Source organism: Rothia sp. P5764 (assembly GCF_048512965.1).
Lineage (GTDB): Bacteria > Actinomycetota > Actinomycetes > Actinomycetales > Micrococcaceae > Rothia.
The window spans coordinates 19,354-44,162 of sequence record NZ_JBLXXQ010000009.1 but is presented as its reverse complement, the minus strand read 5'-3'; the positions used below and the strand labels follow the sequence as shown (position 1 = coordinate 44,162).

The 24,809-nt window shown below is 54.4% G+C and carries 38 protein-coding genes and 1 pseudogene; 31 read left to right on the top strand and 8 right to left on the bottom strand.

The window, feature by feature from the left end:
* Positions 1-137 precede the first annotated feature (137 nt).
* The 5 genes and pseudogenes from ACN08Y_RS10485 to ACN08Y_RS10465 all read right to left on the bottom strand — a co-directional run.
* Positions 138-1,274 (bottom strand): tyrosine-type recombinase/integrase, encoded by a 1,137-nt coding sequence (locus ACN08Y_RS10485; protein WP_419112670.1) that lies wholly within the window; start codon positions 1,272-1,274, stop codon positions 138-140.
* Positions 1,275-1,288: 14 nt separating this feature from the next.
* Positions 1,289-2,383, bottom strand: a complete 1,095-nt coding sequence (locus tag ACN08Y_RS10480) for a hypothetical protein (RefSeq protein ID WP_419112669.1) — start codon at positions 2,381-2,383, stop codon at positions 1,289-1,291.
* Between the two features lie 68 nt (positions 2,384-2,451).
* Positions 2,452-2,859, bottom strand: coding sequence for an ImmA/IrrE family metallo-endopeptidase (locus tag ACN08Y_RS10475; protein ID WP_419112668.1), 408 nt, complete (start codon positions 2,857-2,859; stop codon positions 2,452-2,454).
* A complete protein-coding gene (locus tag ACN08Y_RS10470; RefSeq protein ID WP_419112671.1) occupies positions 2,843-2,995 on the bottom strand; it encodes a hypothetical protein in 153 nt (50 codons plus the stop codon). The genes ACN08Y_RS10475 and ACN08Y_RS10470 overlap by 17 nt, the downstream gene beginning before the upstream one ends.
* A 21-nt stretch (positions 2,996-3,016) precedes the next feature.
* Positions 3,017-3,232 (bottom strand): annotated as a pseudogene (locus tag ACN08Y_RS10465) (helix-turn-helix domain-containing protein); the annotation flags it as partial.
* A gap of 101 nt (positions 3,233-3,333) precedes the next feature.
* On the opposite strand from ACN08Y_RS10465, the gene ACN08Y_RS10460 reads away from it, so the two are divergent.
* On the top strand, positions 3,334-3,567 hold the full coding sequence (locus ACN08Y_RS10460; RefSeq protein ID WP_419112667.1) for a helix-turn-helix domain-containing protein: 234 nt from the start codon (positions 3,334-3,336) through the stop codon (positions 3,565-3,567).
* Between the two features lie 148 nt (positions 3,568-3,715).
* Here the strand turns inward: ACN08Y_RS10460 and ACN08Y_RS10455 are convergent, their stop codons facing one another.
* Complete coding sequence (locus ACN08Y_RS10455; RefSeq protein WP_419112666.1) at positions 3,716-4,066, bottom strand: hypothetical protein; 351 nt, start codon at positions 4,064-4,066, stop codon at positions 3,716-3,718.
* A 152-nt stretch (positions 4,067-4,218) separates the two neighbouring features.
* On the opposite strand from ACN08Y_RS10455, the gene ACN08Y_RS10450 reads away from it, so the two are divergent.
* A complete protein-coding gene (locus ACN08Y_RS10450; RefSeq protein WP_419112665.1) occupies positions 4,219-4,452 on the top strand; it encodes a hypothetical protein in 234 nt (77 codons plus the stop codon).
* A gap of 200 nt (positions 4,453-4,652) precedes the next feature.
* Here the strand turns inward: ACN08Y_RS10450 and ACN08Y_RS10445 are convergent, their stop codons facing one another.
* Positions 4,653-5,030, bottom strand: coding sequence for a hypothetical protein (locus ACN08Y_RS10445; RefSeq protein WP_419112664.1), 378 nt, complete (start codon positions 5,028-5,030; stop codon positions 4,653-4,655).
* A 151-nt stretch (positions 5,031-5,181) separates the two neighbouring features.
* Here ACN08Y_RS10445 and ACN08Y_RS10440 point away from each other — a divergent pair, with 151 nt between their 5' ends.
* On the top strand, positions 5,182-6,039 hold the full coding sequence (locus ACN08Y_RS10440; protein WP_419112663.1) for an SPFH domain-containing protein: 858 nt from the start codon (positions 5,182-5,184) through the stop codon (positions 6,037-6,039).
* A 73-nt stretch (positions 6,040-6,112) separates the two neighbouring features.
* A complete protein-coding gene (locus ACN08Y_RS10435) occupies positions 6,113-6,325 on the top strand; it encodes a hypothetical protein (protein ID WP_419112662.1) in 213 nt (70 codons plus the stop codon).
* Between the two features lie 473 nt (positions 6,326-6,798).
* Here the strand turns inward: ACN08Y_RS10435 and ACN08Y_RS10430 are convergent, their stop codons facing one another.
* The gene (locus ACN08Y_RS10430; RefSeq protein WP_419112661.1) at positions 6,799-7,518 is read right to left on the bottom strand and encodes a hypothetical protein; all 720 of its coding nucleotides are present in this window, start codon (positions 7,516-7,518) and stop codon (positions 6,799-6,801) included.
* 101 nt (positions 7,519-7,619) lie between these two features.
* Between ACN08Y_RS10430 and ACN08Y_RS10425 the strand changes: the two genes are divergently transcribed.
* From ACN08Y_RS10425 to ACN08Y_RS10295, 27 genes are all read left to right on the top strand, one after another.
* Positions 7,620-8,366, top strand: a complete 747-nt coding sequence (locus tag ACN08Y_RS10425; RefSeq protein ID WP_419112660.1) for a BRO family protein — start codon at positions 7,620-7,622, stop codon at positions 8,364-8,366.
* Between the two features lie 30 nt (positions 8,367-8,396).
* Entirely contained in the window at positions 8,397-8,612 is a 216-nt protein-coding gene (locus tag ACN08Y_RS10420) for a hypothetical protein (protein WP_419112659.1), read from the top strand.
* Positions 8,613-8,643: 31 nt separating this feature from the next.
* Positions 8,644-9,360 carry a hypothetical protein gene (locus ACN08Y_RS10415; protein WP_419112658.1) on the top strand — a complete coding sequence of 239 codons (717 nt, stop codon included), beginning with the start codon at positions 8,644-8,646 and terminating at the stop codon, positions 9,358-9,360.
* Between the two features lie 284 nt (positions 9,361-9,644).
* On the top strand, positions 9,645-9,848 hold the full coding sequence (locus ACN08Y_RS10410; protein ID WP_419112657.1) for a hypothetical protein: 204 nt from the start codon (positions 9,645-9,647) through the stop codon (positions 9,846-9,848).
* Positions 9,849-9,855: 7 nt separating this feature from the next.
* A complete protein-coding gene (locus ACN08Y_RS10405; RefSeq protein ID WP_419112656.1) occupies positions 9,856-10,050 on the top strand; it encodes a hypothetical protein in 195 nt (64 codons plus the stop codon).
* A complete protein-coding gene (locus ACN08Y_RS10400; RefSeq protein ID WP_419112655.1) occupies positions 10,047-10,868 on the top strand; it encodes a hypothetical protein in 822 nt (273 codons plus the stop codon). The genes ACN08Y_RS10405 and ACN08Y_RS10400 overlap by 4 nt, the downstream gene beginning before the upstream one ends.
* 18 nt (positions 10,869-10,886) lie before the next feature.
* The gene (locus ACN08Y_RS10395) at positions 10,887-11,234 is read left to right on the top strand and encodes a hypothetical protein (RefSeq protein WP_419100700.1); all 348 of its coding nucleotides are present in this window, start codon (positions 10,887-10,889) and stop codon (positions 11,232-11,234) included.
* A gap of 13 nt (positions 11,235-11,247) precedes the next feature.
* Positions 11,248-12,252 carry a hypothetical protein gene (locus ACN08Y_RS10390; RefSeq protein WP_419112654.1) on the top strand — a complete coding sequence of 335 codons (1,005 nt, stop codon included), beginning with the start codon at positions 11,248-11,250 and terminating at the stop codon, positions 12,250-12,252.
* Between the two features lie 72 nt (positions 12,253-12,324).
* On the top strand, positions 12,325-12,618 hold the full coding sequence (locus ACN08Y_RS10385; protein WP_419112652.1) for a helix-turn-helix domain-containing protein: 294 nt from the start codon (positions 12,325-12,327) through the stop codon (positions 12,616-12,618).
* Between the two features lie 619 nt (positions 12,619-13,237).
* Positions 13,238-13,669 carry a hypothetical protein gene (locus ACN08Y_RS10380; protein ID WP_419112651.1) on the top strand — a complete coding sequence of 144 codons (432 nt, stop codon included), beginning with the start codon at positions 13,238-13,240 and terminating at the stop codon, positions 13,667-13,669.
* Between the two features lie 269 nt (positions 13,670-13,938).
* Positions 13,939-14,382 carry a DUF3310 domain-containing protein gene (locus tag ACN08Y_RS10375; protein WP_419112650.1) on the top strand — a complete coding sequence of 148 codons (444 nt, stop codon included), beginning with the start codon at positions 13,939-13,941 and terminating at the stop codon, positions 14,380-14,382.
* Positions 14,382-15,008 (top strand): hypothetical protein, encoded by a 627-nt coding sequence (locus ACN08Y_RS10370; RefSeq protein WP_419112649.1) that lies wholly within the window; start codon positions 14,382-14,384, stop codon positions 15,006-15,008. Before ACN08Y_RS10375 ends, ACN08Y_RS10370 begins: the two co-directional genes overlap by 1 nt.
* On the top strand, positions 15,008-15,529 hold the full coding sequence (locus ACN08Y_RS10365) for a single-stranded DNA-binding protein (protein WP_419112648.1): 522 nt from the start codon (positions 15,008-15,010) through the stop codon (positions 15,527-15,529). The genes ACN08Y_RS10370 and ACN08Y_RS10365 overlap by 1 nt, the downstream gene beginning before the upstream one ends.
* A 79-nt stretch (positions 15,530-15,608) precedes the next feature.
* Positions 15,609-16,250, top strand: coding sequence for a hypothetical protein (locus ACN08Y_RS10360; protein ID WP_419112647.1), 642 nt, complete (start codon positions 15,609-15,611; stop codon positions 16,248-16,250).
* Positions 16,251-16,322: 72 nt separating this feature from the next.
* On the top strand, positions 16,323-16,673 hold the full coding sequence (locus ACN08Y_RS10355) for a hypothetical protein (protein ID WP_419112646.1): 351 nt from the start codon (positions 16,323-16,325) through the stop codon (positions 16,671-16,673).
* Positions 16,674-16,889: a hypothetical protein gene (locus ACN08Y_RS10350; protein ID WP_419100695.1), complete on the top strand. Its 216-nt coding sequence runs from the start codon at positions 16,674-16,676 to the stop codon at positions 16,887-16,889. It abuts the gene before it with no gap.
* Positions 16,890-16,905: 16 nt separating this feature from the next.
* Positions 16,906-17,115 (top strand): hypothetical protein, encoded by a 210-nt coding sequence (locus ACN08Y_RS10345; RefSeq protein ID WP_419100694.1) that lies wholly within the window; start codon positions 16,906-16,908, stop codon positions 17,113-17,115.
* A gap of 181 nt (positions 17,116-17,296) precedes the next feature.
* On the top strand, positions 17,297-17,503 hold the full coding sequence (locus ACN08Y_RS10340; RefSeq protein ID WP_419100693.1) for a hypothetical protein: 207 nt from the start codon (positions 17,297-17,299) through the stop codon (positions 17,501-17,503).
* A gap of 332 nt (positions 17,504-17,835) precedes the next feature.
* Positions 17,836-18,210 carry a hypothetical protein gene (locus ACN08Y_RS10335; protein ID WP_419112645.1) on the top strand — a complete coding sequence of 125 codons (375 nt, stop codon included), beginning with the start codon at positions 17,836-17,838 and terminating at the stop codon, positions 18,208-18,210.
* A complete protein-coding gene (locus ACN08Y_RS10330; protein WP_419100691.1) occupies positions 18,207-18,359 on the top strand; it encodes a hypothetical protein in 153 nt (50 codons plus the stop codon). Before ACN08Y_RS10335 ends, ACN08Y_RS10330 begins: the two co-directional genes overlap by 4 nt.
* Before the next feature lie 72 nt (positions 18,360-18,431).
* The gene (locus ACN08Y_RS10325; RefSeq protein ID WP_419112644.1) at positions 18,432-19,205 is read left to right on the top strand and encodes a hypothetical protein; all 774 of its coding nucleotides are present in this window, start codon (positions 18,432-18,434) and stop codon (positions 19,203-19,205) included.
* A 203-nt stretch (positions 19,206-19,408) separates the two neighbouring features.
* Positions 19,409-19,597: a hypothetical protein gene (locus ACN08Y_RS10320; protein ID WP_419112643.1), complete on the top strand. Its 189-nt coding sequence runs from the start codon at positions 19,409-19,411 to the stop codon at positions 19,595-19,597.
* 492 nt (positions 19,598-20,089) lie between these two features.
* A complete protein-coding gene (locus tag ACN08Y_RS10315) occupies positions 20,090-20,491 on the top strand; it encodes a hypothetical protein (RefSeq protein ID WP_419112642.1) in 402 nt (133 codons plus the stop codon).
* Between the two features lie 3 nt (positions 20,492-20,494).
* Complete coding sequence (locus ACN08Y_RS10310) at positions 20,495-22,027, top strand: hypothetical protein (protein WP_419112641.1); 1,533 nt, start codon at positions 20,495-20,497, stop codon at positions 22,025-22,027.
* Positions 22,028-22,055: 28 nt separating this feature from the next.
* A complete protein-coding gene (locus tag ACN08Y_RS10305) occupies positions 22,056-23,471 on the top strand; it encodes a hypothetical protein (protein WP_419112640.1) in 1,416 nt (471 codons plus the stop codon).
* Positions 23,471-24,199, top strand: coding sequence for a hypothetical protein (locus tag ACN08Y_RS10300; protein WP_419112639.1), 729 nt, complete (start codon positions 23,471-23,473; stop codon positions 24,197-24,199). The genes ACN08Y_RS10305 and ACN08Y_RS10300 overlap by 1 nt, the downstream gene beginning before the upstream one ends.
* Positions 24,200-24,280: 81 nt before the next feature.
* The gene (locus ACN08Y_RS10295; protein ID WP_419112638.1) at positions 24,281-24,799 is read left to right on the top strand and encodes a hypothetical protein; all 519 of its coding nucleotides are present in this window, start codon (positions 24,281-24,283) and stop codon (positions 24,797-24,799) included.
* Positions 24,800-24,809 lie beyond the last annotated feature (10 nt).

Here is a 24,809-nt window from a genome sequence, read left to right as displayed (position 1 = left end):
TAATCGCGTGTTCCCCTGACTCCATAGAACTCCCGGTAAGTCCATATGACTAGGCGAACCGCATAATCCAAACTTCCCAGAACTCCATAGAACACCACTACATTCCACGCCCAAAGTAGTGAGTTTATAGTGACCGACTACAAACCACCCAAAACCCCAACAGCATCAGAAACACCACGCCGCTCAATATAAGACTTCTTCGTAGTCTTAAAATCATCATGCCCCAGCTGCAACCCAGCCGCCTCAAGCCCAAGCTCACGCTCAATCATCGTTGCCACCGAAGCACGAATAATCTTCGGCGTAATCTTCCCAAACTTCCCACCCAGGGAGTTCTTAAAATTATGGGTCAGCACCGAATACTTCACCATCCCCCCACCCTTTGCGGTGAAAACAAAACCCTCCCCGCCCGATCGCCTCTCGCGCTCGCGGAGCACAGCAATGAGCCACCCAGGAAGAGTAATAGCCCGGTCGTTTTTGGTCTTGGTATAAGGCTGATAAACAGACGCGCCGGAGTCAATAATTGCGGTAGACCTAATCGTGCACAGCCCAGATTCGAGGTCTAGATCATCCCATTTGAGAGAGACCGCTTCCCCTACACGGCAACCTGTGCCCACCAGGAAATCTATGAAGTCAGGCATCCATTCTTTGGCCCGCGTCCAGTGGGGGTAGGACAGATAAAAATCTCGCACTGTCTTTCTTAGCTCGGTCATTTGCTCCGGTGACAGCGCTTTGACCGCCTCTCGCTCAATCTTTACAGCACGGGTTTGCTCCGCAGGGTTCACTGGTAAGGCGCCAAGTCTCACTGCCTCACCTAGAATCATCTTGTACATGATGCGTAGGCGGGTGGCCGATGATGGGCCGCCAATGGTGCGTCCATCACGGGTACGCTTTTCGCCTGCTGCGGCTATCTGCTTTTCAAGCCAGGGGACGGTGATCTCGTTAAGCCTTATCTGACCTACTGGCTCGATGAAGTTCTTGATAATGAGGCTTGTCTGCCGAAAGGTGTTGAAGGTGACGGTTTTTTTGTAGTCTTTGAGCCAAATTTGGGTGAAGTCTTTGAGCCGCATAGTTGCGGTAGTTTCTTCGACTGGCTGATAGGCCGCTATCTTTTCACGGAGCTTATTTACAGCAGCGGCTTTGCTGGTCGCGTTAGCGGTAATGTCCCTGCGCTTGCCGGTGGTGTCGCGGTAGTATGCTCGTGCTCGCCATTTACCGTTGGCGATTTTGACAGCGCTTATCTCGCCGTGGGAGCCGATAGGTAAAGGCGGGCGCATCTTCTTCCTTCTTTCTAGTTTATTTCTGCTCTGTCGATGATTTGCCCGCCGCCCATGTACCGGCCAACGGTGGCGGTATCAGCGCCCATCATTGCGACTGGGTCGTCGGACATTACCAGGGCGCAATTATGCCCGGTTTCCATGCTTTGCGCGCTCGCCGCATCTAGTACACCGTTGATGGCCTGCATATCCTCGCCTGCTCCGAGCCTTTCAGGGCCAGCATATTTGATAGACCGCCAGGCGTAGGTGTCACCGGTCGCCTTGTTGGTTGTTTCCACACCGGTTTCTTTGAGCTGGTCCACTACCGCCATTTGTGAGCAGAGTACGCCCCAGGAGCCTTCAAAGCTGACGCCTTTCATCTGCTCATTGAGCGAAATCTGTTCTGCTGGGTCCAGAATCGCAAAGCCAATATCGTTGCCCTTAAGCGTGGTGCCGGTAAACGCTCTACGCAGTTTTGATGATGGGGCACTAGCTGAGGCGGCGGGGGAAGATGATGCCTGGGGAACCATGATTTCGGCATCTAGCTTGTCGTTGGTAAGTTTTACGACGAAGGTGTTGCCTACCCCGTTTATTTCTGCGTCAGAGACGTTCTGAGGGATTTCGGAGAGTGAAGCTACCTCTAGCTCGGCTACTTCTCCGGGCTTGATTTCAAAGCTCCCATACTTTGAGTAAAGGGCCTGTTTCTCATCGTGGCCCTCGTCGCCGTATTTAGAGTTGCCGTACCAGCCTGCGGTTACACTGTAGATATCGGTCATCTCGTATTTGGATCCGTCAGGGTCGATGAAAGTTATCGTGATTGGGCTAATCGAGTTTGACCCGTTCCGGTTATCAATTTTCAGCTTCCCCCAGGTCTTGATGGGCTGCCCGAAGCGGGTCGCCGCATCACCGATTTCAGTATTGGGGGTAGTGCCGAGGGTTAGTTCACCTACTGCCCCGTTGTCAGCTTTGAAGGTCATGGTCTGGGTCGTGTTGACGGGGGAGAGCGCAGGTTTGCTCGATGCTGAAGCTACGGCAGAGGAGGATGGAGCCTCTGCTGGGTTGTTTTGGGCAGCTCCGCACCCGGTGAGCAGGATGGCGGAGAGTGAGATGTAGGCTAGAGATTTTTTCATGGGGGAGGGCTTTCTCTGAAAAGGGTTTTATGTGCGTAGGGGTTTAGGGTTGTAAACCTTGGGCCGGCTTAGGCTGGTAATGCTACTGCTTGTCTGTAAGGGTGCGCTGATAGGTATGCTTTGAGGATTCTTTGAGTTACTCCTAATTCGTAGGCTATACGCTCTGAGTCGTCTGGATAGATTCTCGCAAGAATTTCTAAATCGCGCTGGTTAATGAGGTGTTCTGCGGCGTAGCAGTCGCATTTATATTCCAGCCTTGAGGACAGATGTGAAGGTACGTGGGTGAGCCCGTAATGGTGGTGTCCAAGCTCGTGCCATAGAGTGCTAATTTCAAATCTGTTTGGCAGGTGCGGGCGTACAAGGAGTCTGTCCCCAGTGTAGAGACCGTCTATGCCTGTAGGTAGTGTGTTGGTGTGGCAGATTTCTAGCCCTAGTTTTTCTGCTTCTAGGTATGGGTCTTTATTCGTAGTACTCAACGCCTTCCTCCATATCTGGGTGACGCTCGCTCTCCATCGCAGCCAGGGTATAACCGTCTTGGGGTTTTAGGGCTTTGAGGATTTCCTGGTAGGTCGGTTCGTTGTTCTTTCGCGCCTGTTGCTTTAGAGCGTTCACAGCGGAATCTACTAGGTCTTTGGGGCTAATTTCCAATGCCTGACAGATAGCGTCTATCTCGTCAGTATCTAGAGCTGCTTGGTCAGAGCTAATAGTGCGCTGTATTTTGCTTCGGTTTACCCCCGACTGCTCGGCGAGCTGTCTGAGGCTTAAGCCCCGGCGCCCAGTCCAGGCTCTTAGCTCAGTGTGGAGGGCTAGAGTGAACGCTTCTGGCTTAGGATTCTTTACTTGTGCCATAAGTCAACAGTACAACATTTTGAAAAAAAGTTTCAAGATGGCTTGCATTTGACTCAATATAGTGTCATGCTGATGTTGTAGCAATCGGAAGGAGATTAAGGATGGCAAGCACTACCGCCACCATCTCGGATAACTTAAGGGCACTGATGGGTATTAGGCAAGCTACTGTTACTGCCCTAGCTAGAGAGCTGGGGGTTGCAAGGAATACTGCCAGTCTCTATGTCAATGGGAAGCAACCCATGAATACAGACCAGTTAGCAGCCGCTGCGCGGTGGTTGGGTGTTGAGGTCCACGAATTTTTCCGGGAAGAGGTATATAAGCTGTCGGCGGCGTAAAACTCTGGAAGGGTGACACATTATAGAGTCGCAAAGTGGATGGAAAGCCATCGGATAACAACCAAGAAAGGAACCCATCGTGGAGCTTACGAATAATAAGAAGAACCCGGCTACTGATAGTAGCCGGGCAACAAGAATCATGAGTCGTCTACCAGGACAAGAGACGCCCCTCTTCATCAAAGTAAAGACTCAGGCTGTCATTCAGCGTATTAGTCAGCTTTTCAACAACCAAGCGATTTTCTGCTGTATCAATCTCAAAAACTTCGTCATGGGAAACACTAAAGGCAGTGTTAACGGGCATAACATGCCGCGTTTTATCCCCGATGCTGACTCTAAAGAAGTTTCCGGGGTTGGTTGTTGCGTAGTTGGGCAGGATAACAGTCATGGCCTCAGCAACGAGGTAGCTGGTTTTGACGCTGACAGTATTGCCCGGCAAATAGAACTTAACGTGGCTCGTGAGCGCACGCTTCGGCGCGTCAGGTAGGTCTGTCTTAGACAAGATAACTCCATTCATCAGGTGGCTACAGCTTTTGTAGCTCGGTTTAACTATCCCGTTAATTCGGGGAATTTACCCAAAAACAGGTGGCTGTCTTCCGAGACTTCACCCAGGACCCTAAAGAACAAGGGCTCTAAAACCGAAAGGATGTAACCATGCCTACAAAGAATCAGATAAGAGATGCCCTGCTGGCCTTTTACGCCGGTAGCGCCTCACCGATATCACGAGCCGCCGCTGACAAGCTAGCCCAAAAAATCAAGCGGAACCGCTTCGTCACCCCTGAGTTCGTGAAGGTACTAGCTCACGATGACCCAACAGGGGAGCAGGCTGTGAACAACATTCTGCGATCTCTGGGTATCAATATCCGTACCGGCGTTCAAATGGCCTAAAGAAAGAAAAGGAATGATGAAATCTATTAGCTCAGCCCTCATCACTGCAAGCATCATCTACAGCACACGCCAACTAGTCTCAGTCATTGAGTACCATGCTGAGCGAACTCACCCCTACCCTAATACCTTTAACCCGGACCCAAATCGGGGAGCCTTCCCCACACGGGAAGAATTTGAGAAGTACAAGGTGAAAGCTCGTGCTATGCAGAAGTCTTACTGCCCTCCTGAAAATGAATTTTCTCTTGGGCTTCTTCAGTATCCACTGCTGGAGTCAAGCCAAACTGCGGAGACTCTGAAAGAGTTATCGAGCCTTTTGCCTCAAGTTCTGTGCGTATCCTATCAAGCTGCTTCGCAAGGATTTTTGCGTCTGTTTTTCCGGCGCGAAAGATCATAGGCAAGGCGGGGGAGAGCTTGTATGCTTCGTTCCCGTTAAGCAAGAAGATAATAGCCTTATGATTCGCATGGTAGGTCTCTTGAATGATCTGTTGTGCTGCTAGGGCTTCTTCTGCTGTCGTATTGATGGTTCCAAGTCTGTACTCACCGTTAGCTTGGTAGATTTGGATATTTCCGTTGCTCATATTCTGAGTATCTCATTAAATTTTCTGGCCTTTCCTCGATGTGGAAGGGCTTTTGTTTTTCTCGACTTGGTGCAAGACCAAGGACGGGCACTGAATGGCTCCTTCCAGGAAACATTCGTCCATACACAACTTCAAATACTAGGAGATAATTATGCTCTTCATTCTCGGCCTTATCGCCTTGGCTTTTATTATTGGAGCCATTGCTTTTTTGGGCGGTGAGGCTTCTGGCAACCGTGAGATATCTGCTGGTGGTGCCCTCGTTGCCGCCGGCGCTCTTGTTATCACTGCGTTCATGTGTGTTACTCAGGTTCCCCCACGTTCTGTTGGCGTGGCAACCAGCTTCGGAAAACCGGTTCATTCCTACGAGAACGGGCTTCATTTTAAGGCCCCTTGGTGGAGCGTTCATGACATGGACGGCACAATCCAGAATGACATTTACAACGGTGATAACCAGATTGATGTACGCCTGGCAAACAATGCTAAAGCCAAGGTTGATGCCTCGGTCCAATGGCAGTTGCGTATCGAGGGCGCGGAAGAAGCGTTCATGTCCTATAAAGACGCTGATATTTCTAAGATCCAGTCGAATGTTATTGACCGCAATTTGAAGGCGGCCATCAACGAGGCTATGGCTGGCTACGATCCACTCAACGCGGTTGACCCTGCGAAGGGTGGCTCTGACCTTGCTGCTATTCAGGCAGATGTTCTTAAACGTATGCAGGAGAAGACGCGGGGGCAGGTTGATGTTATTTCGGTGACTTTGCCGGTTATTTCTTTTGACCAGGCTACTCAGTCACGCATTGATTCTCTGCAAGAGGAAGTGGCTAAGACTCGTAAGGCTGAGCAGGCTAAGAGCACTGCTGAGCAGGAAGCGCAGGCGGCTGAGGTTTTTGATCAGTCAGTTTCCGAAGAGTATCTGACAAATAAGTGCCTGGAAATTGTTGAGAAAACTGGACAGTCACCGTTGGGTTGTTTCCCCACTGACGTTACTCCGGTGACGAATACCAAATAACTAGTTGGTAGCCCGTGGTGAGCGTACCGGGTGCCAGCCCCCACCAAGCCACAGACAAGCGAAAGGAAAAAGAATGGACATAGAAGAGATCGTAAAACTCGGAAAGGTCAGAGGCTGGCTACGAGTCAAAGAAACAGCCCTACTGCTGGGCCGCTCAGTAAAAGGGTTGCAAAACGCACACTCAGCCCGCTCAGGGCTCATGGCCTTCGCTTACAAGGTTGAGGGGGATAACCAGCTTAGGGTTCCCTTTGATGATGTGATGCGAGAAATCAACAGAAAAAAATAAGAGCCGAGTAGCAACGAAAAGTAACTACCCGGCTCTTTGGTTATGCGTCATAGGGAGTAACTACAGGTTTTACACCGGTAAACTCACTGTATTCAATCTCTACATACTGGGATTCGTCAATCCTTAGCAGATGGTCGCTAACGGTTATTTCAGTTGCGGCCGCAGGGTTGAATACAGAATATCTGCTTGCCACATAGATGGTTTCTCTCTTTTTTACAAGATTGCGAACACGGTCAAGTGCTTCGCTAACGTCTAAGCCTTGTACTTTGAACCCAATCCAACTATCTGCACTGACTCTCAGTGATATGTACACCATATTTTGACCTCATTTCTGCACGGCGTATAAAGCGACACTGTGCATGTGGATTAAATCATTTCACAGATTAAAGACATACCACCGAATGGGCTATAGGCAAAGTGGGTAGAAGATTATATCGGCATTGGGCTTATAGGAGTGAAAGACAGAACTCAAGCTATGAGCCAACTCCTAGGAAGCTAGAAGTAATATTCTCAAGCATTCCTCCTGCGGCTCCTGCCGTCATATTTCCAACCCATACACCTGAGATATTCATCAGATTTTTAAAGAAACTTTTACGCTTTTCTTCTGGAAGGAGAATGACAGCATGAAGGCTCTCCCCGACGAGTTCGAGGCTCTTCTCTCTGGCCTCCCTGAGCCGCCCCGGCGGCACATCATCAGTACTAAGGATGAAGAGGCAATCGTCCAGCTTACTGGTGATACTGTCCGTGAGCTTTTGGTAGCGCTGGGGGATAGCCCCTATTTGCTCTTTCACTTCTTGAAGGGTTTTTACGAGGGCCGCGATTTCATCATCGGTGAGGTCCGTATTGATGGAAACATCGGGGCTCTTGGAGCTGATGGTAGAGCTCGCTCCCCGCAGCCCAGTCCGAACGAGGCCAGGAACGGTAATTCCAGTTGAAGATGTGTTGGTGCACCAATCTGTACGTGGAGCGTACAGGTGCTTCCAGGTAGCTTCAATGAATTCTCGCCAATCATCGATATCATCGCTTGCTTCAAGTAGCTTGATGACTTCTTGGAATAGTGATGTGGCGTATGTGATTTCTTTAGCAAGATCATACGTTATTCCGTTTTGGGGGCCTCTGGCTAGGAAAATTGTCGCACCTTTGTTAGCTTCCCATCTTTTGAATATGTCGAGCAGTTCTTCGGCGGGGTTCATGGTTGTGGGTCCTGTCGGTCAATCAAATGTATAAATGTTGCCCCCCTGGCGTGTACAGCACACAGGGGGGCTTTGATTTCCCATGAAAGGGGATTAATCCAATGGAAATTCTAGCAAATAACAGCGCACATGATGGTGTGCAGACTTTCAACTTCAACGGGCTGGCCCTGCGGGCGCTTCTCCTGGACGGTGAACCTTGGTTCGTGTTGTCGGACTTGGTGAAGGCTCTCGGGCTAACCAGCACCACTAGGGTGGCTGAACGGCTCCGCGAAAAGGGGGTGAGTAAAACTCATACCCTTACAGCCGGTGGCCGCCAAGAGGTGACCATCATCGACGAGGGCAACTTGTACCGAGTCATCATGCGTTCTAATTCCCCAGCTGCGGAGCCGTTCGAGTCGTGGGTGACTGATGAAGTCCTGCCTGCTATTCGCAAGACCGGCTCCTATGATGCTCCTAAGACTCTTGAAGAGCGCTCCCTAGCGCTTATTGGTGAGCTGACCGGTGTGGTGCAGGAGCAGAAAGCGCGCCTTGAAATTGCGGAACCCAAGGCTGCTACCTATGACAAGGTGTTGACCCCTGAGCATACTTTCGGGTTCCGTGACCTCTGCAAGACCATTCGTGACCGTTTCCCGGTGACTGAGGCGGATGTGAAGCGTGTTCTGCGGGAGAAGAAGATTCTTATGCCTGGGTTCCGGCTTGATGTGTACTCTGCGGCTATTGATGCGGGTTGGGCGGTTCGTCGGCCTGCTGGTAAGTGGGGCGGTAAGGAGCGTTTCCAACCGCGGTTTACGACTAAGACTTTGGAGTGGTTGCTTGCTGAGCTTGCCCCGCTAGAGGAGGTGGCCTAGATACCTTTCCCCAAACATTGGACACCAGCCATGCACGCCCAAAACATGACCATTTACCAGAAAGAGCTACGCTCTTTTGAACCTATTGACCTGACAGAGATACGTACTGAGCACTCTCAGCATGATCCGCGCCGGGTAGCTCTGAACCTGGCTTACCTTACCCGAGATAGATCCCTACATGAGAGGCGTGAGCTGTTTGCCATGTTGGGGTTCAAGACTACAGATAATTTTCTTGCACCCCAGTAGGGGTGCTTTCGTACATGAAAGGAAAAACAAAATGACTGGTTTACATTATGAGTTTACCGGCGAGACGAGGATTATTTTAGACAACTTCACCCTTCGCCGAATCCGTGCTACGAGGAACATCCCGGAACTTGGTGTGCGTGCAGGTGACGAGGGCGGCTGGATTGAGGGCACTAAGAACCTGTCCGGTAACGCTTGGGTGTCAGGTGAAGCTCGGGTGTTCGGTGAAGCTCGGGTGTCAGGTGATGCTTGGGTGTCAGGTGATGCTTGGGTGTCAGGTGATGCTTGGGTGTCAGGTGATGCTTGGGTGTTCGGTGAAGCTCGGGTGTCAGGTGATGCTTGGGTGTTCGGTGAAGCTCGGGTGTCAGGTGATGCTCGGGTGTCAGGTGAAGCTCGGGTGTTCGGTGAAGCTCGGGTGTTCGGTGAAGCTCGGGTGTCAGGTGAAGCTCGGGTGTCAGGTGAAGCTCGGGTTTCAGGTAACGCTCAGATTTCAAGTAACGCTGACTATCTACATCTCATGGTCTTCACTTCTAGGCCGCTAAATACCACGCTCTTTAAAGAAAGTGACGGAAACTACCGATTAGCGATGGGCTGTTGGGAAGGGACAATCGACCAGCTCGAAGAACTTTTTAAAAGGGAGAGATGGGTAGAAACTGATGCCCCGGAGTCGGGGGAGGCACGCGAAGAAATGCTCGCCTTGTGTCAGGTATTCCGCGCCCGCGTCAAGAGGTTAAAACATGCTGAGCCCTGATCACTCGATGTTTGCTGTGCCCCCTGATGACCAGGGGCGGTGCGCCGGTTGCGGTGGGTCTACCAGATACCCCTGCATCTGCGATTACTTCGCGGACCCTGAAGATGATTTTTGGGAGGCCGCATGAGTGCCCCGGTTTGTGATTGCCGTGAGTGCTTCGTTTTCTGGCGGGTCACTGGGCGCAGGCTAACACCTAGAACTTCAGAGAAAAGTATTGCCCTGGCAAATGCCTGCCTGCGTGAGCAGGCCGACTATATCAGGGTGAATCCCCATAAGGAGGCCGCATGAGCACCAGAACTAGGGCCCTGCTTTTGTGGGGTCTTTTTCTTACCCTCACCATTTTTAACCCTGCCCCTACCGGGGGAGCCATGCTACTGGCCGCACCGGTCGGGGTTTTTCTATATCGCACAACAAAGGACTGGATCAATGAAAGCCAACAAGAAAGCCGCGAAGCGGCAGAGGAAGCTAGAGAAGCTGCAGGCATTTGAAGCGGCCGTGAGGATTGATGAGCGGCGGCGCTTTGAGGAGGCCGCTCGTGAGCGCGCCGAGGACTTGGAGAATCGGCATATGTACGCGCAGAACGTGTTGTCTCATGCTCACCTGGCGCGCCTCCAAATGGAGTCAGCTAATCCGAATACCCCGCCCTTGGGCAGGGCTATAGCTGACCTGCTAGGAGGTGAGAGCCAGTGAGCCTGACTTTCAATGCAGGTTCTCACCGGTACCGGCTGGACGGTAGGGCAGTGACCGGCGTGACGACCCTGCTAGGTGGGGGAGTGCCCAAGCCTTCCCTGATGGGCTGGTACGCACGGATGGTGGCTGAGTATGTGGAGGCTAATCCGCTAGAGATTGAGCGGCTCAGGGGTGAGCCTACACCCACGGAGAAGAACCCTCACGGGCGCTCCGCGCTGGTGCAGGCGCTCTGCAAGGTGCCGGAGGGTCTGAGGGATAGCGCGGGGGAGCGAGGCACCCTGATACACGATCTCGGCCAGCGCTACCTAGAGGGCGCGGAGGTGGTTATCCCGCCGCTTTACGAGCCGGAGGTGATGGGCCTGGTCACTCTGATTGAGGCCCTGGAGCTTACGCCCCTCATCGTGGAGAAGTCCCTTGCCAACCGTGCCCACTGGTACGCGGGGCGGGTCGATTTTATCGGCACCAGCCCCTACCTCAACGACGGGCAACCTGTCCTTATCGATTGGAAAACCTCCAATGGCGTGTACGGGGAGACTGCGCTGCAGGCAGCCGCCTACGCAAAAGCTGAGTTCTGGGTTGAGGATTATGATCCGCACACTGAGCACCCTCTCCCTGAAATCACAGCCACCTATGTGGCGCATATCAGGCCAGGTTTTACGGAGCTTCACCCGCTGGCAGAGAGCGCAGAAGAGATTGACGCCCACTTCTTGCAATTCCAGTATGCGGCGGAGATAGCCCGCAAAGCCAAAGACCGCGCCGGGTACGTCAAGCCCGCGCTGAACATCGAAGAACTAACCGCCGCCACCCTGGCGGCCTAACCCCGAATGGAGAAACTCGTGACTGAGATTGACCCCACCTTGAACCTGGAAGAAATGACCCCCGAACAGGTAGACGAAGTCCTTGAACAACTCGAATACCACCGGGCGGAGGTAGCCCGCATTGAGGCTGCCTTGAAAGAGAACCCGGCGCTGACTGTGGAGACCGGAACCTGGCGCGTGAATGTTGCTACCGGGTCGCGCTTTGACGCGGCGGCTTTTGAGCGGGAATACCCGGTTGAGGAGCACCCTGATTTTTATATCCCTCAGCCTCCGAAGCTGGACGCTAAGAAGGTAGACCCGCAGGTCAAGGCGCAGTACACCAAGGAGACCGCGCCCCGCCTGACCATCAAGAAACTCACCAACTAAAGGAGAACCCAAAATGACTGAAATCACCGCATACCAGCAGGCCCCCGCCATGCAGGCACCACAAGCCGCAGGCGTAGCCTTCAACACCGTCACCACCACCGCCACCCAGAACACCGTAGACCTGGTGGCATGGGCGAACGAGCTAGGAGCAGCGCATACCATCGCCTCCGCAATCAGCCAGACCGAGTTCGTTCCCAAGGACTTCCGCGGTGATGCCGCTAAGACCGCTACCGGCATTCTCTACGGCAAGAGCGTTGGGCTTGACCCGCTAGCTGCCCTATCGAACATCTTTGTGGTGCATGGCCGACCCGCCATGTATTCCCGCACGATGGTTGCCCTAGCCCAACGGGCCGGGGTTGAGTTCGAGCGTATCGAGGCAACCGAACAGCAGGTGACCGTGAAAGCCCGCCGCAGGGGGGCACCCAACTGGCAGAGCTTCACCTGGTCAATCGCCCGAGCTGAGCGTGCCGGGTACACCTCAAACGCCAAATATAAGACCGACCCGATTGGCATGCTGACTGCCAAGGCTTTTACTGAGGCGGTCCGCGTGATTGCCCCCGATGTGCTGATGGGTATATCGGTGAGCGAGGAAGTGGAGCTGGGCGACTACGAGGACTCCCCGGCACCCGATGCTAAGGCTGTTACGGCTGGCGCGAAGAAGGTTCAGCGTAAGGCCCCCGCTAAGACCAAGGCGGAGCCTGCAACCCCGCCAGCGCCGGTGGTGACCCCACCCGCTGAGAGCGAGCAGGCCGACCCCGAGACCGGGGAGCTACCCGCTGAGGCACGGGCTGAGGTCAAGTACGCTTCCAAGGCTGATCAAGGCCGTATCAAGGCAGGCTTCGGGGAGCTAGGGGTGACCGATGCCAAGGAAATCCTGGGCATCGTCCGTGACTGGGTCAATGACCCCAGCCTGCGCGGGGCTGCCTCACTGACTCATGACCAGGCGCAGGCAGTTTTGACGCGCCTGGCGCGTGAAATTGAGATTGAGAAAGCCAACGCTGAGGCACCCGCCCAGTAGCCCGGTTTATCTGCCCGTGTAGGTGCCCCCAGAGCATATGTTTTGGGGGCACCGTTCTTTGAAAGTTATTACATGAATGACCATGCCTACAGGTGGGCTTGGGGGCTTGATTTACCGGCTACTCGCAAGATTATTTTGCTGGCTTTGGTGGAGTATTCCAACGCGGCTGGTGAGTGTCACCCTACCCATAAGCAGATAGCTGAGCGGTGTGGGGTGAAGCGGGTGAATACGGTTCGTGAGCATCTTTTGGCTCTTGAGCGGTTTGGGCTTATTGAGCGGCGTGAGCATTTTATGGGTGGCCGTAGGACGGCTAACACGTACTTTTTGAGGGTAGGTGAAAGCCCTAGTCAAGGTACTACACGCTAAACGGGTACTACCCGCTAAACGGGTAGGGGGTACTACCCGCTAAACGGGTAGGGGGTACTACCCGCTAAACGGGTAGGGGGTACTACCCGCTAAACGGGTAGAGAACAACACCCCATATACAACACCCCATAAACAAGTAGAGCACCCACCTCCCAGCCTCATCTTAAGTTCCCTGCCATTAAAGAAACGCGGGGTTGAGCCGGTGCCCGTGCGTTGAGTACTTAAACGCGGGAAGCTCCGCAACGAACAGGCACCGGCCAAAAACACGCGAAAGGAAAGAAAATGAGCTTACTCGAAAGAACCTGGTTCAAATGCCGAACCTGCGGCATCGAATGTTCAAAAGCAGTACTAGTAAGCTATACCGAACCAGGTAGCGCCACCAATGAAACCTGGGGAGAATGCACAACCTGCGCCACTCAGTGCCCTGAATGCCTAGAGCCGGTCGATATCCGAAACCTGCGGTTTGGGCACAGCGGTCACCGCATATGCACCCTCATTTGGTGTAAAGACCTCAACGATTGGGTAGACCGTTGCGACTTGTGCGACTTGTGCTACAGCTGCGACCACTGCGACATCTGCGATAGTTGCGACGGCTTCGCATGCACTTGCTACAGGGGTGATGAGTGAGGTGGGCCTGAATCATAAGCAAGCGGAGTTCTACGCCCCTCAAATTCACCACTACACAAAAGCCGTTGAACCGCGCCTGGAAATTGGCGGGATCATCAATGAGCTAAAGAACGTACCCAATGATGACCCTGTGGTTATTTTGGCGGCGGCCTGGGCTACCGTCCGCAAGATGCGCTCAGGGGAGTACCGGGCCTTTAGCAAGCTGGGCGAGGAAATCGTAAATCAGTACCTCCCAACAGAGACTCCCGCCCCCGCCCCTGCTATCCGACCCTACGACACCCCAGGCAACCACCAGCCTGTGAACCCACGCCTCGAACCCGAATGCCCCAAACACACCGGGCAAAGAGCCACCAACTGCGGCGGATGCAGAGCAGACCAGCTAGCCACCAACCCCACCGAATACCCCGAACTCAAAGCCGCCTGAGAAAGACAAAAACAAGGCTCATAGCGCCTAAAACACAAAAACAAGCCGGGAACCCACCCCGGCTATTTTCAACCCCACAGAAAGGAAAAAATGAGCTTCACAGCAGACGACATACCCAGAAGAGGCCCCTGGCATACCTGGTTTGCGTGGAAACCCGTAAAAACTGACTGGCATGGCTGGCGCTGGCTAGTCACCGTAGACCGGCGCATGTGGCGCGGCGGCGGAACACCAGGCTGGGATTACCAACCCCACAGAAAGGAAAACAAGAAATGACCGACCTGATCAACCACCCGCCCCACTACACACAGCACCCCTCCGGCATCGAATCAATCAAAATAGCCCAAATGGGCGGGTTCAACCTCGGAAACGCCATCAAATACCTCTACAGGCACGAACACAAAGGCGACCCCATATCAGACCTCAAAAAAGCCCGATTCTACCTACAGCGCCTCACCGAACTAGACGCTATCCAAATCGAACTCATCAACTCCCACGACACCCAAGGAGCAATCAACCAAATCCAAGAAGTCCTCAAACACGAACCAGCCAACACGCCCCTGCACCATGCCCTAAGACTCCTGCAAACAATCATCTTTTCCGCAGGATCACCCAGCATACAAATCCACGGGCCCAAAGCAGTGCAAGCAATCAACCAGAAGCTCACCGACCTAGAACCCGAAACTCACACCCCCAAAATCTACGAGGAACAGTAATGACCACCCAGTACAGCCCCGAGCTACACGCACGCCTCCGCGAACTCCACCGACAAGCAAGCCCAGCGCCGTGGGTAGTGGACGAGAATGATGACCAGCGTTATGTGTGTCCAGACGGGTACGAGGTAATCAACACCGATGCCGCCCACATCTATACCATCGACACCAAAATCAGTGTTGGAGCGCGCAACGCCCTCCCCGCCCTCCTAGACGAAATCGAACGGCTCACGGAAGCGGTAAAAGCCGCTAAGGCGGAGAGCTTCGAGACCGGCAAAAAAGAAGCCGTCACTAGCATCATCTACATTCTCGAAGAAATGCAAGACTCTAGAGAAATAGCCGAAACCGCAGCCACCGTACCAGGCGAAACAGGCCGACAAAAAGTAATCGACGCATGGGAGGAACTCCTCGACGACCCAGCAACCTACATCTCAGAGAAAATCGCCCCCACCCTAATTGGCCACACCTACGAAGAAGTCATGGCCGAATCCGCCACATACATCAAAAAGAAAAAATCCAAAGCATGGCAAGAGGGCTACGCAGACGGGTACTCAGACCACATCAACGTATCAATGATCGAGGCCGGTCTCCGCAAAACAACCACCAACCCCTACCAGGAGAACAACTAATGGCTAACGACACCACCATCACCATCGTAGGAAACCTGGTCGCCGACCCGGAATTGAGGTTCACCCCCAACGGGGCAGCCGTAACCAACCTAACCATCGCCTCCACACCCCGCACCTACGACCGCGCAACCGGCGAATGGAAAGAAGGCGCAACCCTCTTCCTCCGCGCCAGCGCATGGAAAGACCACGCCGAAAACATCGCCAACTCCCTCAAAAAAGGCATGCGCGTCATCGCACAAGGCAACCTCAAAGCCCGCACCTACGAAACCAAAGAAGGGCAACAGCGCACCGCCTACGAACTCGAACTACTAGAGATCGGGCCCTCACTGCGATACGCCACCGCACAAACCACCCGCAACCAACAAGGCGGCGGGAACTTCCAAAGCGGATATTCCGGCGGCTTCGGGCAACCCCAAGCACCAGCGGCACCCCAAGGAAAACCCCAACCGGACCCGTGGGCACAACAAGCCCAAGGCAACTACGACTGGGGTATCGGCGCTAACGAGGAAGCGCCTTTCTAGCCACCTGCCCCCGATAACCACATCAACCCCCGCCCTGCCCGAAATAATCGGGTGGGGCTTTTTCATGGAAGGAAAAACAATGACCGAAAAGAATTACCCCGAAGAGATTTACCTGACCCCCTCTGGGGCAGCTATTACCTCGCAGAAGAAGCGCCGCATGGTTGAGAAAGCCTACAACATGGGCCTCGCTAACGGGCGTGACCCGCTGGCTGGGTTCTCGAACCTGACCGAGGCTATCCAGGACGGCGCCCAGATTGACTGGTCAAAGCTAGATGGGCGTAAGGCGAAGTGCTTTCATTTTCTGCTAGGCACGCTGACTTTCCGTTTGGATAGGAACCCAGAATTCCAAGAGAATTATCCCCTTGGGTGGGTCAAAGGGGTCTCAACAATAGCCCCTGCTTGGAAGTTTATTCTGGAGGACGCTTGGGAAGGCTGTGGTGGCTGGTCGCTGTGGGTTGAGGGCGAGATCCCCCTCAAGCTCCGCACCGCAGACGAACTGGAGCCGGGAACCGGGTTTCTAGGCAAAGACCTTGATAGCGGGGCCGAGGGTAACTGGATTACCTACAAGGTAGATGCTGACCCTATCCGCGCCAAGCTCATTAACCCGAAGCGACAAGAGATTGACGCGCCAGCCGATGAAATCGAAGTTATCCAGGCATACGGCCCCGGCACCTTCCAGACCACCAGCGAGGGGGGAAGCGTGAGCGCCTGTGGCTACTAACACCAACTCATAAACCGCCCCTTGTGCCCCCGGCCCACCAGCCGGGGGCACACCCACACCCAAGGAGAAACAATGACCCCCGATATGCAGGCCACCATCAACCGGCTCAAAGAGCTAGAGAAGCAAGCAAGCAGTGAGCCGTGGATTTGTAAGACTATCCAATATTCAAACGAAGAGATCTACTACGAGCTAGTAAATGGGCGCGGAAAAGTTCTTTTGGACGTTCTGGAAGCCAGCAATATACCTGAAAAAGATTTATTCCTGATTGTAGACCTACGCAACGCCGTCCCTGCGCTCATAGCCCACCATGAGGCCACCTCCCGCAAGCTCGCTATCTACGAGAAACGCCTCGCCTACATCGCCAAAAACTACCCGCTCGTCCACGCAGACGTATTAGAGCACGCACCCGAACAGGAGAACTAAGTGACCGCCCTCGTGACTTCAAAAAACGAAACACTACCCAAAGCCCGACTAGACAAAGAAGGGCTACACCTAGCGGGGGTGACCATACCCGCCAGGTATCTCACCCCAAACATCAGAGCCAAACCCACAGGCCCCGGCGGAGCAATAGTGGAGCTGACCGTCACCCTCACGGTCTCAGAAGCCGAAATCAACGTACCAAACGCCAACCTCCACTAGAACAGGAGAGTAAGAAATGAGCGACCGTGTCCCAGACCGCGTAAAAGCCGCCGTCTTTACCAGCATTGCCAAAGCAATCGACCTTAACCCAATTCTCTGGGAAGACCACGACCATCTCACCGAAGATGAATACTTCCAAGCCGGAGAAGAAATGAAGAGATGGGAAGAGATATTTGACGGCTTGGCAGAATCCCACAAGCACGCACCAGCAGAGGGGGCAGAATGAGGTTCCTAAAGCTCATTTTCCCTGACCCCACACCCCGTTGCCTGGAGGTGAACAAGGTACCCGACCCGACACCCTCCCAACAGCCCCGGCGGACCCTGCTAGAGAAAGTCGCAGAACGGCAAAGAACCGCCTCGGCCAAACACTGCCACTGCTGTTGTTGTAAGCGTAAGGGCAACAATACATGACTCTTGCCCTGCTCGCCTGGGCTTCTTTCACGGCGGTCGTCATGCTGGCTCTAGCCGGTGTGGGGGCCGCCGCCCTGATACCCCTCACAGCCCTCTACCTCACAACAAAGGCCCTGCAACCACTGGTTCAGGGCCTCACCTATGCCCGCGACTATCTCGGCCTCACCCCCGCCTGGTGGTGGGGAATCGAAAGGAAACCATGACAAAAAAAGCGAAAGTCTACAGAACAAGCCTCGGCATCTGGATCCACCGCTGCCCCAAATGCCCCAGCCTGTACATAGTCGCCCATGACAGCCACGCTGAGGCTGTGCAAGACGCGCATAAGCACATGCTTAGCGCTCACGCCCCTGCGCGTGAGGTCACCCGGCTACGCCAAAACCGACCCAACAACTGGCGGACACAATGAGCGCGAACCTGACTTTCTACGGCGGCGCATGGTGGGCGACCTGCCCCCACAACTGCGGGTGGGGAGCAGTCCTAGACGAAAAACAAGAAGCTCTCGAAGCACTTGAAAGACACCTTTTTTGGAGGCACCGTGGCGCGTGAATGGGAGCTGAAACTGACCGTTGAGGGAGACCGCAAATGGCTCTCCCTCAACCAGCGAGAACACTATATGACCCGCGCCAAAAAAATACGCGCATGGCGCTCCTACGCCGAACAAACCGCCCGCACTGTAGGTGTCCCCACCCTGGGCAGGGCAACCATCACCGGGCACATCTACAAAAATCGGGTAGGGCGCTACGACCCCCACAACCTCTTCCCCACACTGAAAGCAATCATTGACGGCATCGTAGACGCAGGCGTACTCGCCGATGATGACCACACCCACCTGCGGGCGGCGCTTGAACACGGCGGTATCAACCGGCAGGAACCCCCACATTTGATCATCACCATCAAGGAGGAACCATGATTCACCAAACAACTATCTCCCGGCACTGGGGCAACAACGGCAAGCCATTTTTCTGGGTGCGCTGCACCTGCGCCCGGTATGAGGCTGCCTGCCCTACCCGCGCTAAGGCTGAGGCTAAGGCCCGTCAGCATGAAAGGAGCGCGCACTAAATGGCCGCCCAAGCCGAAGCCACCTGCCACATCTAACCCCCCTGCACGCTCGCACCCTGAGAGAGGCACACCATGCACCCATGCCAAATCTGCTCCCAACCCACTCACGCCCGTACCTGCTCCGCCTGCATTGAATACACCAACGCCCAACTCACCCGCGCCATAACCCTCATACCCGAACTAAGGGTAGAAGCCGCCAAAACAACAGCCAAAGCGCCAGGAGGATACTCGACCGCGGCAGAAGGAAAGCCCGCAGGAATAAACATTGGCGCGCTTGCTCTCATCGACAGGCTCACCCGCGCCATAGGCGACCTAGGCGCAAGGGTAGGGGTGGGTTCAACCGACCCGTACGCGGTCCGGGAAAGCACCTACAAACTAGCCTGGGAACAAGACAACGACCCAGCCTATGAACTAATCACTGAACTGGCAGAAGCTATCAACGCCGCTAACCGTATGGTAGACCTCGCACCCGCAATCGTCTCACATGGGCACTGCCCAACATGCGGGACATCAATCAAAGCCCCATCAGATAGAAAAGTACAATTTTGTACAGCATGCGGTGAGAAAGTAGACCTGGCTGCCGCACGGGAAACCCGCCGTGAGATTATCCTAGATAGCCTGGGAGGACAATGGCTCAACACCTCAGAGATGGTGGCGGCATTAGAGATGTGCGGGTACACCATCAGCGATGTTGATGTCAGGAACTGGTATAAGCGTGACAGGCTTCCCGCCGGTCGGAAGAGCTTCAAGCGAGGAGCCTGGACTTACCTATTTGATGATGTTCTTGACTGTGCTGAACGGAGGGAACTGAAGAAACTTTCTGAGGCTCTTGACAAAGTCGCATAAAGTGACCGATAATATTTGATAGGTTCGGAAGTCCTGTAGCTAGGGACACCGGGCTTTTTTTGTGCCCTCCTGCCTCCGAGGGGGTTGGGGGTGGCGGGCACTTTTTCCTTTCTAAAGTGTGTGTTCAGCGACCAGGAGGGGGGCGGGCTTGTACCTGCCCCCCTCCTTTTTGCACCCAAAAAACCAGGGGGGTGGTGGGGATCATGCGGAAACCAGACCTCACCGACCTACTGCGCGCGCAAACAGCACGCGAACAGCAAAAACCCCGAGCACAACTCCCACCCTGGCTACGCGGCGACCTACCCGAACGCACGCGCGACCCGCAACCAACCTACGCCGACCCCACCGCCAGAAAGGCCCTCAGTGACCGAAAAAGAACCAGACGCCGCTGAAACCTGCAACCTTGACTGCTTCGCAACCGGAAAATGCACCTGTACAACAACAGACACCCAAGGGCAACAATGAGCCGCACCTCAACAGCCCACTGGAAAAAAACCAGACAAAAAGAACTCCGCAAAGCACAACGCAACGGAATAACCCACTGCAAATACTGCAACAACAAACTCAACTACCACCAAGCCCAAACCCCCACCAGCGCAGAAGTAGACCACGTCAACGGCTACACAAACACCGGCAACGACGGCCACTACCAAGTAATCTGCCGCCGATGCAACCAATCCAAAGGAAACCGCAAAACCCCCAAAACCACAACCCTACAAACCCACAAACCCCTAACCACAAGCCGAAACTGGTAACCCAGGGGGTAACACCCCCACCCCCACAACAAGGCTCCCACCCCTCGGCATAGGGAAATCTCCCCCCGGCATTTTTCAAACCCAGCTTCCTGGGGTTGACAAGTAAAAACACAATGAGGTGGTGCTGCTATGTCAAACTCTAGTGTTTTTGGGCTGGGGGAGCGCGGGCAGGCTCTTTTTGAAGAGCTTTCTGATGGGAGCGCGGCCCGTGATGCATTGGCTCTTGAAGCGGCGCGTTTGGCTGATCGCCTTGATGAGCTTGACCGGATTATTCACGGCGACGGGGTTCTGAATCTGATGCAGTTTAGGCTGGATTTCCCAGAGGGTGATGATGAGCCGTTTGTTGTTGAGGTGAAGTTTCAGAATGTTTTGGCTGAGGCTCGGCAACAGGCGCTTGCATTGAATCAGATTGTTCAGAAGCTTGGTGTATCTGAGAGCAATCAACCGGCTCCCGCCACGGCAGATGAAGGCAGCAACGTTTTGAGCCTGAAGGATTTGCGTGCGCGGGCTGAGGCTCGGAAGGGGGCGTAATTTATGTCTGGGGTTATTGGTTGTCAGGTTCCCCGGTTTAACACTGCGCCTACTCCTGCTGGTTATTCGACTGAGGACGCTGAGCTTGCGATTGAGTATATTCGGGGGCTTAATTATTTTCCTGATGAATGGCAGGAAACTGTCATGCGGGCGTGGCTCCGACGTGATAAGCATGGGGCCTGGTGCGCTTCAACATGGGCTGTGACTTGTGCGCGGCAGAACGGCAAAAATGGTTCACTTGAACCTACGGTCGTATACCTCATGGCTGGTCTTAAGCTGAACGTTCTTTACACGGCTCACCATCTTGGCACAGCCCGTAAGGTCTTCAAGCGTCTGATGCACTTTTTTGGGTCTCAGGTGAATGATCCTGGGGCTAAATTCCCTGAACTGAACGCTCTTGTGTCTGAGGTTCGCAAGACGAACGGCCAAGAGGCCATTTATCTTGAGGGTGGTGGGTGCATCGAGGTTTCGGCTCGTACTGGTGCTGCTGGGCGTGGTTCGTCTTTTGACGTGCTAATTATTGATGAGGCTCAGGAGTATGAGGAAGATGAGCAGGAGGCTTTGGAGCCTACTATTTCTGCTTCGCCCTCTGGCGACCCGGTGACAATTTTTCTGGGTACTCCACCTGCTGATATTTCAGAGAAAGGTGAGCCGTTCGTTCGCCTGCGGAACTCTGCAATCCTGGGTGAGGATAAATCCTGCGCCTGGGTGGAATGGTCACCGCAGGGAGATGTGGACAAAATGTCTGAAGCCGAGCTAGTGGCTTTTACTGCTGACCGCCAGAATTGGGCGGCTGGTAACCCAGCATTGGGTGGCCGATTGAAGGTTAAGACGGTCGAGGGTGAGCGGTCACGCTGGTCGCCTCGGTCTTTTGCCCGTGAGCGCCTGAATATGTGGCCGTCCCCCGTGTCTAATACTTCTGCGGCCTTTGAATTTGGGAAGTGGATAGAGCGCACTGACCCGGAGCCTGATGCGGCGGCTCCTATCCGTGCTTTTGGGCTTGATATGAACCCAGAGAAAACCCATGTGGCCATCTCGATTGTGACTGACGGGAAAGCTGAGGGCTCCTACCATGTAGAGCTGGCCGCTGACACGAGTTTCAGCGTCTATGGTATAAGCGCCCTGGTTGAATGGCTGTGGGAGCGCGCCAAGCGCCGCCACCCGGTGGTGATGGACGCTTTCTCTCAGGCTCGTGAGCTTCTTGAGGTGCCTTTGAAAAAGAAGGGCATGAAGGTCTTTATCCTGAGCGCACATGAGCTTTCGCAAGGGTATGCGATGTTCAAGCGGGCTATCGAGGTGGAGGGAACGGTTTCTCATTTTGGTCAGGATCAGCTGAATTTTTCTGTTGAGCATGCTATTCGTGAGCCGATGAAGAATTACCCTGGCTCATATCGTATTTCCCGTGCGTCTTTGGAGGTTCCGTTGCAACCGGTTCTTGCGTCTGTTTGTGCGTTTTATGGGGCGAATAAGTTCGCTAAAGCCCCGTCTAAGCGCGGCTCTGGCGGGCGTAAGGCTCGGGCGGCTATCGCTGGGTAGTAACTACTTTTTGTTGGGAGGTGAAAGCATGCATAGCTTTCTGCTATGGGATTTATCGCCGGTCGAGTCTGAAACCCTGGCGCGGTTGCTGGGGCGCATCAAAAAGACTCAGAAGAATAACGCACTTCGTACGGAATACCATGACTCGAAAAAGCGGCTAGACCAGATTGGTTTTTCTATCCCGCCGTCGATGCGTGATTTTGAGGTGTCAATCGGCTGGGCTGAGAAGGCTGTTACTGTGCCGGCGGCTAGGGTGCGCCCTGATGGTTTCACCTCCCGTGCTGGTGGCTCTTTGCTGGACGAGATTAACGACTTCTCTCAGGCTGAGGATTACGTTCGCAAGGAGCGTTTCGCTATCCGGGCGGCGCTGCAGCATGGGTGCTCTTTTGCTTTTGTGACCCCCGGCCCTGCCGACCCGGAAGATTTATCCGGCGATGTTGAACCTCGGGTGACTATTCGTTCTGCTCTGGAAGCCACGGCTGAGGTTGACCCTCGCACTGGCGAAGTGACTGCTGCCCTTGAGATTACCGGGTTGGGTGAGTATCTGCTGTACATGCCTGGCTATTATGTGGCTATCCGTAAGGAAGATGACGGCAAGTACCATGCTGTACGTTCTCGTTTTGCCGCCGATGGGATTGTCACCTGCACCCCTTATACCTGGGCCCCGACCTTGCAGAACCCCTATGGGTGCTCGCGCATCACTCGCCCATTGATGGGCTACATCGATACCGGTGTGCGTACCCTGCTGAGGCAGGAGACGAGCGCGGAGCATTTTTCGGCCCCGCAACGCGCGCTACTTGGTGCCGTCCCTGAGCATTTTACGGATGCTAACGGTAACCGTATTAGCCCGCTCAAAGCCCTTGTCGGCGGTGTCTGGGGCCTACCTGACACCTACGATGAAGACGAGGACAAGCTGGTTAGGCCGGAGCTGGTTCAGCTCTCGCAGGCTAGCATGACCCCTCACTCTGAGATGATGCGCTCTATTGCCGCTATGGTCTCCTCCGAGACGACAATCCCTCTTGGGTATCTCGGTGTTGTTCACGATAATCCTTCTTCGGCTGATGCTATTTTGGCTTCAGAATCGGATATGGTCGCCATGATTGAGGCGGAACTCCCCAACATCGGAGCGTCCCGCGTTGATCTAGCTCGTAAGGTCATGGCTGTGAAGTATCGTGCTTTTGATTCTTCGGCTATGGCCCGTGACCTACGGTATTTGCGGTCGTATTTCCGTGACCCTGGCACCCCGACTCGTGCTCAGCAGGCTGATGCGGCGCTCAAATTCACTACTGCTTTCCCCAATGCTGACCCTGTGGTTGCAATGCAGATGTATGGGCTTTCAAGTGAGCAGATTGAGCGTAATCTTGCTTATCAGCGTAAGGTCTCGGCTTCTGCCAGCGTTGGGGAGCTGATGGCGCTGGTTTCTTCACAGAAAAGTGAGGCCTGATGCTTGAGCATTTGGAGTCTTACCGTGACAAGCAGACCGTGCTTGATGCGTCGGTGCGGGTTGCTGTTGCTGCTGTCTTTGACGAGCTTCGCGGCATGGCCCCGGAGCGTATGCGCGATGAGCTTATCGTGCTTGTGCCTGCTCTGGTGGAGCGTTATGGGGCTGTTGCTGCTGAGCTTGCTACTGAGTTCTACGAGTCTATGTTGCCTGCCGGTTCACGGTTTATTCCTTTGCCCTCCTCGGTGGTTGCAGGTTCCTCTGCAACTGTTCTTGAGGAAGGCGTGAGGTATCAGGCCGGGAAGCTTTTCGCTGGCGATATCGCTGGTGGGCAGGCTGGGATTTCCTCGATGGTCGCCCGGCATGTGCGTCTCTATGGTCGGCAGACCATGATGGATAATGCTCACCGTGAGGGCGTTGGGTGGGCGCGCGTCCCGCGCGGCCCTAAGACCTGTGCTTTCTGCATGGTTATGGCTGGGCGCGGGGTCGTGTACACGAGTGAGAGATCGGCCTCAGCCACCAACGCCGGGGGCGAATATCACAATGACTGTGATTGCGAAGTTATCCGCATAGGCCACGGTGAAGCATACCCACCCGGTTATCTTCCTGATGAGTACGAGGCAATTTATCAGCAAGCCCGCGACCAGGCTGATGAACCCGGCGATATCAAGAGTGTGCTGGCGCAGATGCGCCGCATGCACCCGGACACTGTCACAGACGGTATCAAATAGTTTTCCCCCGCTTAGCGCGACGCTGGGCGGGTTTTTTATATGCGCGACGCATATTCCTATGTCAAAGAATGGAGCATCCTAATGGCTGATGAAAAAGCAACCGAGAACCCCGCAGAGGTCGAGTCCGTAAAGACGGACGAGCCCCTAGGGGAACCCGGTCTCAAGGCTTTGCAGGCTGAGCGCGAAGCTCGGGCCGAAGCCGAAAAGCAGGCCAAAGAACTGGCCGAAAAGGTAGCCGCTTTCGAGAAAGCCGAGCAGGAAAAGAAAGATGCAGAGCTGAGCGAGGTGGAGCGTGCCCGTAAAGAGGCCGCAGAAGCCACCGCCGAGCTTGAGCGCGTCCGCCTAGAATCCGCCCGGCTCGGGGCGCTGGCGAAGTACCCCGTCCCCGAGGAATACCAAGACCTCGTGACCGGTACCGACGCTGAGACCTTTGAAGCATCAGCTAAGAAGCTCCACGAACTTCACACCAAAGCCACCGCAGGCGGTGGTAAAGAACTCTTTGACCATTCGATGCCTTCCACCGGTAAGACCCCGCCCATCACGGACGGCTCTTACGAAGCCGGTGCGGAGAAGGCTCGAAAGAAAATCGCTAAAAAATAATCTTTGAAAG